Here is a 10,200-nt window from a genome sequence, read left to right as displayed (position 1 = left end):
CCGCTCGCCGGGCCCGGCAGCGGCCTCGGTGCCGGCGGCGGGATCGCCGGCGGACTGCCCGGCGGCCCGAGCGCCCCGGCGCCCGGCGCCCCGAAGGGCAAGCGCGGGGCGAAGAACGGTCCCAAGGGCGGCCCGCAGAACGGCGCCCTCGGCGGCCCCGACCGGGTCTCCGGCGACACTCTGGTCAGCGGCATCCCGAAGATCCCCGGGGCCGACGGCCCGTCGTCGCCGTCGCCGTTCGCGACGGCCCCGGCCGGCGAGAGCGCGGCGCCCAAGCCGCGGCCCAAGATCCCCGAGCCGATCAACCCGCCCAAGAAGGGCCGCAACAAGCTCGTTCTCCTGGGCGTCGCCGTCGTGGTGCTGGCCGGCGTCGCCTACGGGGCCGGTCTGCTGCTCGACCACGCCGATGTGCCCAACGGCACCACCGCGCTCGGCGTGGACATCGGCGGCACCACCAAGGAAGCGGCCGTCAAGAAGCTGGAGGCGGCGCTCAAGGACCGTCGCACCGCGCCGCTCAAGCTCACCGTCGACGGCAAGTCCGTGACCCTCCAGCCCACCAAGGCGGGCCTGGACATCGATCCGCAGATGACGGTCCGTAACGCGGCCGGCCGGGACTACAACCCGGTCTCCGTCATCGGCTCGCTGTTCGGCGTCGACCGTACGGCCAAGCCGGCGATGATCGTCGACGACGAGAAGCTGCAGATCGCGCTGCAGAATGTCGCCGGGCCCGCGGGCGCCGCCCAGGACGGCGGGATCACCTTCGAGAACGGCAAGGCGGTGCCGCACTACGGCGCGCCCCACAAGGCGATCGATGTGAAGGCGTCCAAGGAGAAGGTCGCCGACGCCTACCGCGAGCGCGCCACGACCGGCACCGACACACCGGTGGTGCTGGCCGCGAGCACCCAGCAGCCGCAGGTCAGCAAGGCCGCGGTGGACAAGGCGATGAAGCAGTTCGCCGAGCCCGCGATGTCCGGCCTGGTGACGGTCCGTACGGACGCGACGCACGCGGTCTCCTTCAGCCCGCAGAAGTCCATCCCGAAGTTCCTGTCCTTCAAGATCGTCAACGGCGATCTGGTGCCGTACTACGACCGGCCCGCCCTCAAGCAGCTCTACGGCGACACCTTCAACGGTGTCCTGGTGGCCAAGGGCGACGGCTCCAAGCACCCGGTCAGCGTCGAGGAGGTGGCGAGCGCGGTCGGCAAGGCCCTGCTCGGCACCACTCCGGCCGAGCGGATCCAGACCATCGGGACGAACGGCAGCTGACCGCCGCCCGTCCCGACGGACCGCCACCACGTACGGCAACTGACCGCCGCACGGCGCGAAACCGCAGGTATGAGGCCCCCGCAGGGCGTCTTCTCGGAGCACCCCGAGAAGGCCCCTAGGGGGCCTCACCCATGACAGATGTCATGGCAGAGTGCATACACCCGACACTGCCGTGCGCTTCGCGGATCCGTGAAGCTCAAAGGCATGACGACCACAGCGACCACCGAAGCCACCACAGCCCAGGAGGCGGGCCGGGCACCCGTGGTCAGCTTCCGGCAGGTCAACAAGAGTTACGGCGCGGTGCGCGCGGTGGCCGACCTGAATCTGGAGCTGCATCCGGGAGAGACCGTCGCCCTCCTCGGCCCGAACGGCGCGGGCAAGTCCTCCACCCTCGACCTGCTCCTCGGGCTGCGCAAAGCCGACTCCGGCACCGTCACCCTGTTCGGCACGACCCCGCAGCGCGCCATAGAGCAGGGCAAGGTCGGCGCGATGCTGCAAAGCGGCGGCCTGATGGAGGGCGTCAAGGTCAAGGAGCTGGTCGAGCTCGCCCGCGATCTGCATCCGCGCGGCTATCCGCTGGACCAGATCCTGGCCACCGCCGGCATCACCGATATAGCCGACCGCATGGTCGACAAGCTCTCCGGCGGCCAGGAGCAGCGGGTGCGGTTCGCCCTCGCCACCGCCGGCGCCAACGACCTGATCGTGCTGGACGAGCCGACCACCGGCATGGATGTCTCGGCCCGGCAGACCTTCTGGGGCGCGATGCGCCGGCAGGCCCAGCAGGGCCGTACGGTCCTGTTCGCGACGCACTACCTCGAAGAGGCCGACGAGATCGCCGACCGGGTGATCGTGCTGCACCGCGGCCGGGTGCTGGCCGACGGCACCTCCGCCGAGATCAAGTCCAGGGCCGGCGCCCGCCGGATCACCTTCGACCTCGACGAGCCGGTGGACCGCGACGCGCTGCACGGCCTGCCGTTCCTGACCTCCCTGGCCGTGTCCGACAGCGGCTCCGCCGCGGGCTCCGGCCGCCGGACCGTCCGCATCCAGTCCCAGGACGCCGACGCGACCGTGCACGCCCTCTACGGCCTCGGCCTCTACCCGCACCATCTCGAAGTCGCCGGCCTCGGCCTGGAGCAGGCCTTCCTCGCCATCACCACGGCGTCCGACGCGACCCCCGCCACCGACGAGGAGACGGCACGATGACCACCCTGATCAAGCTGGAGATCATCCGCGCACTGCGCAACAAGAAGTTCATGTTCTTCTCGGTGATCTATCCGCCGCTGCTGTATCTGATCATCGCCGGCGGTGCGGACAGCAAGCCGATCCCCGGCATGAAGCTGGACATGGGGCTCTACTACATGGTCTCCATGGCAGCATTCGGCGCCATGACCGCCGTGCTGCTGGGCAACAGCGAGCGCATCGCCAAGGAGCGCGAGAAGGGCTGGGTGCGGCAACTGCGGCTGACGGCTCTGCCCGGACGCGGCTATGTCGCCGCCAAGATGGCCGCTGCCGCGACCGTCAGCCTGCCGTCGATCCTGCTGGTCATGATCGTCGCCGCGGCCGTCAAGGGCGTACGGCTCGACGCCTGGCAGTGGATCGCCATCGCCGCCGGCACCTGGCTCGGCAGCTTCGTCTTCGCTGCCCTGGGCGTCGCCATCGGCTATATGGCCACCGGTGACGCGGTCCGGCCGATCGCGATGCTGTGCTACTTCGGCCTGGCGTTCCTCGGCGGCCTGTGGATGCCGCTGACCCTTCTGCCGCAGTGGGTGCAGAACATCGCCGAATGGCTCCCGACGCATGCGTACGCGGCGCTCGGCACCGCCGTCGAGGCGGGCGGCGCACCGCACATGAAGGACATCGCCATCCTGGCCGGCTATCTGCTGGTCTTCGCCGGCGGCGCGGCCTGGCTGTACCGCAAGGACACCCGGAAGGCGTGAGGCGCTGGAGATGAAGAGCGAGCCCGGGGCCGGCGGCCCCATGAGGATCGGGCAGGCACCCCGCAACCGCCGCCAGGCGGTCGGCAAGACGATGTGGGTCGGCGTCTGGCTGCTGTATCTGGCCGGGCCGGTGGGGCAGCTGCTGCGGCCCGGTGTCTCCACCGCCGAGCGGATCTGGGGCGGCCTGGGGCTCACGCTCTTCGTGCTCTCCTACTTGGTGCTGGTCTTCCGGCACATGTGGCGGAACATGACCGTCCCGCTGCGGTATGGCGCGCCGGCTCTGATGCTGGCGCTGTCCACCGCGCTCTCGTGGATGCTGGACTTCTCGTGGCTGGTGCTGTTCATCTTCACCAGCGTGGCCTGTGCCGTGGTGCTGCCCTGGCGGGAGTCCCGCTGGGCCATCCTGCTGGTGACCGTGGTGCTGCTCGCCGTCGGGGCGCGCTATCCGGAGATCCGCGGCTACTACCTCTTCGCCTACGGCCTGCCCGCGCTGGGCAGCGGCTTCATGATGGTCGGGGTGCAGTATCTGATCCATACGAGCACGGAGCTGCGCGCCGCCCGCCAGGAGGTCGCCCGTCTTGCCGCCAACGACGAGCGGCTGCGCCTCGCCCGCGATCTGCACGACCTCCTCGGCCACTCCCTCTCGCTGATCACGCTCAAGAGCGAACTGGCCGGGCGGATGCTGCCCGACCGGCCCGAGGACGCCGCCCGGCAGGTCGCCGATATCGAACGGGTCAGCAGACAGGCGCTGGTCGACGTCCGGGAGGCGGTCACCGGCTACCGTCGCCCCCGGCTCGTCGTCGAACTGGCCGGCGCCCGGGCCGCACTGCGCACCGCCGGGGTCACGGTCACCGTCGACCCGGCGCTGGAAGGTGAGCACCGCGGCCTCGCCGCCGACGAGGAGGGCGCGCTGGCCTGGGCGCTGCGCGAGGCCGTCACCAACCTCGTACGGCACAGCGGCGCCCGCCGCTGTGAGCTGCTGCTGACCGAGGAGTGGGAGGCCGACGAGCGCCGCTGTCTGTGCCTTTCCGTGCTCGACGACGGCACCGGCCCGCCCCGCGCCCAGCAGGACGGCAACGGCCTCAGCGGTCTGCGCGAGCGCCTCGCCCTGACCGACGGCCGCCTGGAAACCGGCCCCGCCCCCCGAGGCCACGGCTTCGCCCTGCGCGCCTATGTCCCCTTGGGCGCGCCCACCCTGTCCGGTGCCGAGGCCGCCCCCGCGCCGGACATATCCCCTGCCGAGCCCGCCAACGACCCGACGTAGGAACCGGCCGGGCCCGTCACGCGCCCTGGCACCCGCCGCGGCAACCTGCCCACCGGGCCGGGCTGGGCTGGACCGGACCGGCCCGAGCGCCCGAGCGCCCGTGCGGCGGGCCGCATGCCCGTACGCCCGTACGCCCGTACGTCCTAAGCTGGCCCGCATGATCAGAGTGCTGCTGGCCGAGGACCAGTCGATGGTCCGGGAGGCGTTGGCCGCGCTGCTGTCGCTGGAGGCGGACCTGGAGGTCGTCGCGCAGGCGGCGCGCGGGGACGAGGTGCTGCCGGCGGCGCGTGCGCACACCGTGGATGTCGCGCTGCTGGACATCGAGATGCCCGGCCTCAGCGGGCTGGACGCGGCGGCCGCACTGCGTGATGAGCTGCCCGGGGTGAAGATCGTCATCCTCACCACCTTCGGCCGCCCCGGCTATCTGCGCCGCGCCATGGAATCGGGCGCCGATGCCTTCCTGGTCAAGGACGCCCCGGCGGCCCGGCTCGCGGACGCGGTACGGCGGGTGCTGCGCGGTGAGCGGGTGATCGACCCGGTGCTGGCGGCGGCCGCGCTGGCCGACGGCGCCAGCCCGCTGACCGAGCGCGAGCGGGAGGTGCTGCGGGTGGCCGCCGAGTCCACCAACGCCGAGATCGCGGCCGCACTGCAGCTGTCCCAGGGCACGGTCCGCAACTACCTCTCCACCGCCATCCAGAAGACGGGCGCCCGCAACCGCGCCGAGGCATTCCGCACGGCCCGCGACAAGGGCTGGCTCTAGGAACCCCGACTCCCAGCGCCGCCCCCAGCCCCGCGGCCCGCCCCCGGACCACCGGCCCCGTCACCCCCTGAGACCTTCGCCCCTGTGCGGTGTCGGGCGGCGTCCCGCAGGCTTGAAGTGTTATGCCTGCCAATCGTCCCCCGGCGAGCGGTCGCCACGCCACCGTGTTGCTGATCCTCGTGATCGCCGCCGTCACGACCATGGACGCGGTCGACATCGGCCCGGAGCTGCACCAATCCGCCTTCCTGGGCATCGCTCCGCTGTACGCCGCGCTGCGCTGCTCGTACCGGCAGACGCTCCTGGTGGCGGCCGTCTACCTCGTGTGTCTGACGTACGTCGACACCTACACGGTGCCCGACTGGGCCCTCGCCAGCCGGATCGTCGCCGTCTTCGGCGCGGTCCTGGTGGCGTCCTTCTCCGTGGTGCTGTGCCGCACCCGACTGCAGCGGGAGGCGCTGCACGCACGGACGAGCCTGGTGGCCGACACGGTGCAGCGGACGATGCTGCGCGAGCTGCCGCTCAGCGCGGGTCCGGTCGAGGCGTACGGCTTCTATGTCTCCGCCCAGGAGGGCGCCCGCGTCGGCGGCGACATCTACGAGGCCATCGACACGCCGCACGGGCTGCGGCTGATGATCGGCGATGTGCAGGGCAAGGGCATGCCGGCGATCGGTGCGGGGATGGAGGTGCTGGCGTCGTTCCGGGAGGCCGCGCACTACGAGGACTCGCTGGAGTCGGTGGCCGAGCGCATGGAGCAGACGCTGGCCCGCTACAACACCCGCTCGGCCGAACAGGGCACCGACGAGCGCTTCGTCACCGCGCTGCTGATGGAGGTGCGTGGCGCGGTCGGCGCGGCGCAGGGCCGGGTGCTCTCCTGCGGCCATATCCCGTACTACCTGGTGCGCGACGGCAAGGTCTACGAGCGCCGTGAAGGCGAAGGCGGGCTGCCGCTGGGCCTGGGCATGCTCAGCGGCGAGCCGCGCCGCAGCGTACGGGTCCACCCCGAGCCGAAGGACTGGGTCGTGCTGTGCACGGACGGGGTGACCGAGGCGCGCGGCAAGGACGGCGAGTTCTACCCGCTGGCCGAGCGGCTGGCCGGCTGGACGGACCTGGAACCCGCCGAGCTGGCCGGCACGCTCCGTGCCGACCTGGAGCGCTTCACCGGTGGTGAGCTCCTCGACGATGCGACCGCACTGGTCGTCCGCCGCACCCCCGCCGCCGCTCAGTTGAGCATGGCGCGCGCCGCGGCGGCCTGACGCCGGATCGCGAGCGCGCCGGCCGGCTCGACGGCCTCCACCACCCGTGCGTACTCCTCCAGCTCGGCCGCCCCCGCGAGGAACTCGCCGCGCTGGACCAGCAGTTGGGCACGCTCCTGGCGCAACCGCGCCGGATGGCTCGGCAGCAGCAGCGACAGGTCCAGCGCCCACAGCTGCACCGCGCTCTGCTCCGGCCGCGCCTGCGCCCAGGCCCGGATGTTGTTGAGCACCCGCAGCACGATCTCCAGCGGATCGGCCGGCGCCATCATCCGCGCGGTCGGCCGCCCGCCGGCCGCCCCCGCGACCAGCAGCTCCGCGTCCTCGTCGGTGAGCAGCCGCCCGCCCGCGAACGGATCGGCCAGCACATGCGTACCGGAGGGATCCCCGAAGCCGACGACGAAATGGCCCGGCAGCGCCAGCCCGTAAACGGGTGCGCCGGCCCGCCGCGCCACCTCCATCCACACCACCGACAGCAGGATCGGCAGGCCCCGGCGGCGGCGCAGTACCTCGTGCAGCAGCGATGACTCCAGACGCCGGTAGTCGGCGGGCGAGCCGCCGAAGCCGCACCGGGTGCCGAGCAGCTCGGCGAGGTTGCGGGCCCAGGCACCGGGGCCGCCGGCCGGGGAGTAGGGCAGCAGTCCGGCCAGTCGGTCCAGCTCGATCTGCGCCTCGTCGATGCCTGCCTCGTCCAGCGCCGGATCGGCCTCGGCGGCGAGCAGCAGGCACAGCAGCGCCAGGTCGGGCCGCTCCTCGCGCGCGGCCTCGGCGAACTGCTGCCGACGCGCCGCACGGCCACCGCCCGGCTCCGGCTCGGGTTCCTGGGGCATACGAGAGGGATACCCGTTCAGCGCCGGCCGCCCGGCAGGGCACGCCGGTAGTGGTAGCCGTGGTGGTCGGTGAAACCGAGCCGGTCATAGAGCGCCAGGGCGCCCGCGTTGTCCGTCTCGACCTGCAGATATGCGGCCGAGGCGCCCTCGTCCAGGGCCCGCTCGGCAAGCGCCGCCATCACCAGCGTGGCCAGCCCCTGACGCCGCTCGGCCGGGTCCACCTCTATCGCCGCGAAACCCGCCCAGCGCCCGTCGACGACCAGCCGTCCGATCGCCGCCGTCCCGCCGCCCGCGCCGCGTACCGTCGCGAACCACACCGAGGGGCCGCCGGTCAGCACCTTCAGCGCGTCCGCCGTGGGCCCGCCGGTCTCGCCGGTCCGGTTGTACAGGGCCAGCCAGTCCGCGCCCGGCTCCCGGGTCAGCGCGACAGGGGTGGTGTCCGCCGCGGTGTCGGCGAGCGGTGCCAGCGCCGAGATCCGCACGGTGGTGTGCCGCTCATCGGTCCAGCCCCGCTCCGCCAGCTGCGCGGCCAGCTCGTCGCCGGCGTCCGCGCGCCCGGTGGCGACCACGATCACCGGCGGCAGCCCGCGCTCGCCGTACCACTGAACGATCCGCTCCAGCGCCGCATCCAGCGGAACCCCGGGGTCCCCGAGGGGCAGTACGGAATTGGCCCGGCGGGTGAAGCCCCCGGACGCCCGCAGGGTCCACTCGCCGAGACGCTCCGTCTCAAGCGCCGGCCAGCCGCGCGCCGCGACCTGCTGGAGCTCACGGGTGGTGGCCACCGGCCCCTTCCTGCGGGCCGGTTCCGCGGGGACCACCTTGGCCGCGACCAGCGACGACTCCTCGATCCCGACGCACTCGCCGCTGCGCCGTGTGATGCTCAGCACACCCTCGTCCCATGATGTGAGAACCCCGACCACGTCCGTGAACGCCGGTTCGCCCGCCCCGCCGCCGGTCAGGCGCCGGACGGATACCCTTTTGCCCACGTCAGCACGGGTGATACGGACTTCCGCGCGACCGCCGGCCAGGAATTCCATCGATCAAACCGCCCCTCTTGTTCGTCTCGTGCCCGGGAACGGAGATACTAGGTGGCGGGCATCGACGACGCCGCGCTCCCGCGCGCCCTGCGGCGGTACTGCCAATCGGTCCGCCGGCCCTACCGAGGAGGAACGACAGCGTGACCTACGTCATCGCGCAGCCTTGTGTCGACGTCAAGGACAAGGCGTGCATCGAGGAGTGCCCGGTCGACTGCATCTACGAGGGCTCCCGGTCCTTGTACATCCACCCGGACGAATGTGTCGACTGTGGTGCCTGTGAGCCGGTCTGCCCGGTCGAGGCGATCTTCTACGAGGACGACACCCCCGAGGAGTGGAAGGACTACTACAAGGCGAATGTGGAGTTCTTCGACGAGCTCGGCTCGCCCGGTGGTGCCAGCAAGCTCGGCCTGATCGAGCGCGACCACCCCTTCATCGCAGCGCTGCCGCCGCAGAACCAGTAACGACCCGAGGACCAAGGGGGAGCCCGCCCGCTCCCTCTTGCCTCCGATGTCGGTCGGGGTACCTCCCAGCGTGAGCCGGGAGAAGCCGTACGGCGCCGCCCGGTCCCGTACGGCTGTTTGCCGTACGGGACCGAGGCGTTTTGCCGGCGTCCCCGCACCACTGAGAAAGAGAGCACCGTGGGCGCAGCATCGTCTTCCCAGCCCGTCTCCCGCCGCGCGTCGCTCCGCGACCACCCCTCCAGGGAGTCGCTTCGCGACCGTCTTCCCGCCTTCCCCTGGGACCGGCTGGAGCCGTACAAGGCCACCGCCGCCGCACACGCCGACGGCATCGTCGACCTGTCCGTCGGCACCCCGGTCGACCCGGTCCCCGCGGTGGTCCAGCAGGCGCTGACCGGCGCGGCCGACAGCCCCGGCTACCCGACGGTGTGGGGCACCGCCGCGCTGCGTGACGCGCTCACCGGCTGGGCCGCCGACCGCCTGGGCGCCCAGGGTGTGGAGCACACCAACGTGCTGCCGATCGTCGGCTCCAAGGAGCTGGTGGCCTGGCTGCCGACCCAGCTGGGCCTCGGCCCCGGCGACAAGGTCGGCTACCCGCGGCTGGCCTACCCGACGTACGAGGTCGGCGCCCGCCTGGCCGGCGCCGAGCCGGTCGTCTACGACGATCCCTGGGACCTGGACCCCAGCGGTCTGAAGCTGCTCTGGCTGAACTCGCCGTCCAACCCCACCGGCCGGGTGCTCGGCGCCGACGCGCTGCGCCGCACCGTCGCCTGGGCGCGCGAGCACGGCGTGCTGCTCTTCAGCGACGAGTGCTACCTCGAACTGGGCTGGGAGGCCGACCCGGTCTCCGTACTCCACCCGGACATCTGCGGCGGCTCCTACGACGGCATCGTCGCCGTCCACTCGCTCTCCAAGCGCTCCAACCTCGCCGGCTACCGCGCCGCCTTCCTCGTCGGCGACGCGGCCGTCCTCGGCGAACTGCTGGAGATCCGCAAGCACGGCGGAATGATGGTCGCGGCGCCCGTCCAGGCCGCCACCGTCGCGGCGCTGGGCGACACCGTCCACGTCACCGAGCAGCGCGAGCGCTACGCCCGCCGCCGCGCCGCGCTGCGCGCCGCCTTCGAGGCCGCGGGCTTCCGCATCGAGCACAGCGAGGCGTCGCTCTACCTCTGGGCGACCCGCGACGAGCCCTGCTGGGACACCGTCGGCGATCTCGCCAAGCGCGGCATCCTCGTCGCCCCCGGCGAGTTCTACGGCGCCGCGGGGGAGCGGTTCGTACGGATCGCCTTCACCGCCACCGACGAGCGGGTGGACGCCGCGGTGCGCCGCCTGGCGGAGTGAGCAGCGGCTGAGTACGACTGCGCGCAGGGGCCCGGGGAGAGCGAACTCCCCGGGCCCCTG

The 10,200-nt window shown here is 72.4% G+C and carries 9 protein-coding genes and 1 pseudogene; 8 read left to right on the top strand and 2 right to left on the bottom strand.

Translation table 11 applies throughout. The annotated features are described in order from the left end of the window. From DY245_RS36120 to DY245_RS36095, 6 genes and pseudogenes are all read left to right on the top strand, one after another. Positions 1 to 1,263 (top strand): annotated as a pseudogene (locus tag DY245_RS36120) (hypothetical protein); the annotation flags it as partial. A gap of 204 nt (positions 1,264 to 1,467) precedes the next feature. After that, complete coding sequence (locus DY245_RS36115) at positions 1,468 to 2,466, top strand: ABC transporter ATP-binding protein (RefSeq protein ID WP_128511319.1); 999 nt, start codon at positions 1,468 to 1,470, stop codon at positions 2,464 to 2,466. Beyond that, positions 2,463 to 3,200: an ABC transporter permease gene (locus DY245_RS36110; RefSeq protein WP_128511318.1), complete on the top strand. Its 738-nt coding sequence runs from the start codon at positions 2,463 to 2,465 to the stop codon at positions 3,198 to 3,200. The genes DY245_RS36115 and DY245_RS36110 overlap by 4 nt, the downstream gene beginning before the upstream one ends. Positions 3,201 to 3,210: 10 nt before the next feature. Further along, a complete protein-coding gene (locus DY245_RS36105; RefSeq protein WP_244943489.1) occupies positions 3,211 to 4,464 on the top strand; it encodes a sensor histidine kinase in 1,254 nt (417 codons plus the stop codon). A 157-nt stretch (positions 4,465 to 4,621) separates the two neighbouring features. Continuing rightward, complete coding sequence (locus tag DY245_RS36100) at positions 4,622 to 5,224, top strand: response regulator transcription factor (protein WP_181924029.1); 603 nt, start codon at positions 4,622 to 4,624, stop codon at positions 5,222 to 5,224. A 164-nt stretch (positions 5,225 to 5,388) separates the two neighbouring features. Then, on the top strand, positions 5,389 to 6,477 hold the full coding sequence (locus DY245_RS36095; RefSeq protein WP_244943488.1) for a PP2C family protein-serine/threonine phosphatase: 1,089 nt from the start codon (positions 5,389 to 5,391) through the stop codon (positions 6,475 to 6,477). Here the strand turns inward: DY245_RS36095 and DY245_RS36090 are convergent. Further along, positions 6,444 to 7,304 carry a transglutaminase-like domain-containing protein gene (locus tag DY245_RS36090; RefSeq protein ID WP_128511316.1) on the bottom strand — a complete coding sequence of 287 codons (861 nt, stop codon included), beginning with the start codon at positions 7,302 to 7,304 and terminating at the stop codon, positions 6,444 to 6,446. The two genes, DY245_RS36095 and DY245_RS36090, sit on opposite strands and share 34 nt — an antisense overlap. Positions 7,305 to 7,321: 17 nt before the next feature. Beyond that, complete coding sequence (locus DY245_RS36085) at positions 7,322 to 8,341, bottom strand: GNAT family N-acetyltransferase (protein ID WP_128511315.1); 1,020 nt, start codon at positions 8,339 to 8,341, stop codon at positions 7,322 to 7,324. A 140-nt stretch (positions 8,342 to 8,481) separates the two neighbouring features. Between DY245_RS36085 and fdxA the strand changes: the two genes are divergently transcribed. Further along, positions 8,482 to 8,802, top strand: a complete 321-nt coding sequence (fdxA, locus tag DY245_RS36080) for a ferredoxin (RefSeq protein WP_018089397.1) — start codon at positions 8,482 to 8,484, stop codon at positions 8,800 to 8,802. A gap of 177 nt (positions 8,803 to 8,979) precedes the next feature. Then, entirely contained in the window at positions 8,980 to 10,140 is a 1,161-nt protein-coding gene (gene dapC, locus DY245_RS36075; protein WP_128511314.1) for a succinyldiaminopimelate transaminase, read from the top strand. Positions 10,141 to 10,200 lie beyond the last annotated feature (60 nt).

The organism is Streptomyces inhibens (genome assembly GCF_003389455.1).
Taxonomy (GTDB): domain Bacteria; phylum Actinomycetota; class Actinomycetes; order Streptomycetales; family Streptomycetaceae; genus Streptomyces; species Streptomyces inhibens.
This window is presented reverse-complemented; position numbering and strand designations above follow the sequence as displayed.

What these genes read in the sequence shown, in the direction of transcription:
- DY245_RS36115 (WP_128511319.1), top strand. Translation starts at nt 1,468, where the DNA reads ATGACGACCACAGCGACCACCGAAGCCACCACAGCCCAGGAGGCGGGC.
- DY245_RS36110 (WP_128511318.1), top strand. Translation starts at nt 2,463, where the DNA reads ATGACCACCCTGATCAAGCTGGAGATCATCCGCGCACTGCGCAACAAG.
- DY245_RS36105 (WP_244943489.1), top strand. Translation starts at nt 3,211, where the DNA reads ATGAAGAGCGAGCCCGGGGCCGGCGGCCCCATGAGGATCGGGCAGGCA.
- DY245_RS36100 (WP_181924029.1), top strand. Translation starts at nt 4,622, where the DNA reads ATGATCAGAGTGCTGCTGGCCGAGGACCAGTCGATGGTCCGGGAGGCG.
- DY245_RS36090 (WP_128511316.1), bottom strand. Translation starts at nt 7,304, where the DNA reads ATGCCCCAGGAACCCGAGCCGGAGCCGGGCGGTGGCCGTGCGGCGCGT.
- DY245_RS36085 (WP_128511315.1), bottom strand. Translation starts at nt 8,341, where the DNA reads ATGGAATTCCTGGCCGGCGGTCGCGCGGAAGTCCGTATCACCCGTGCT.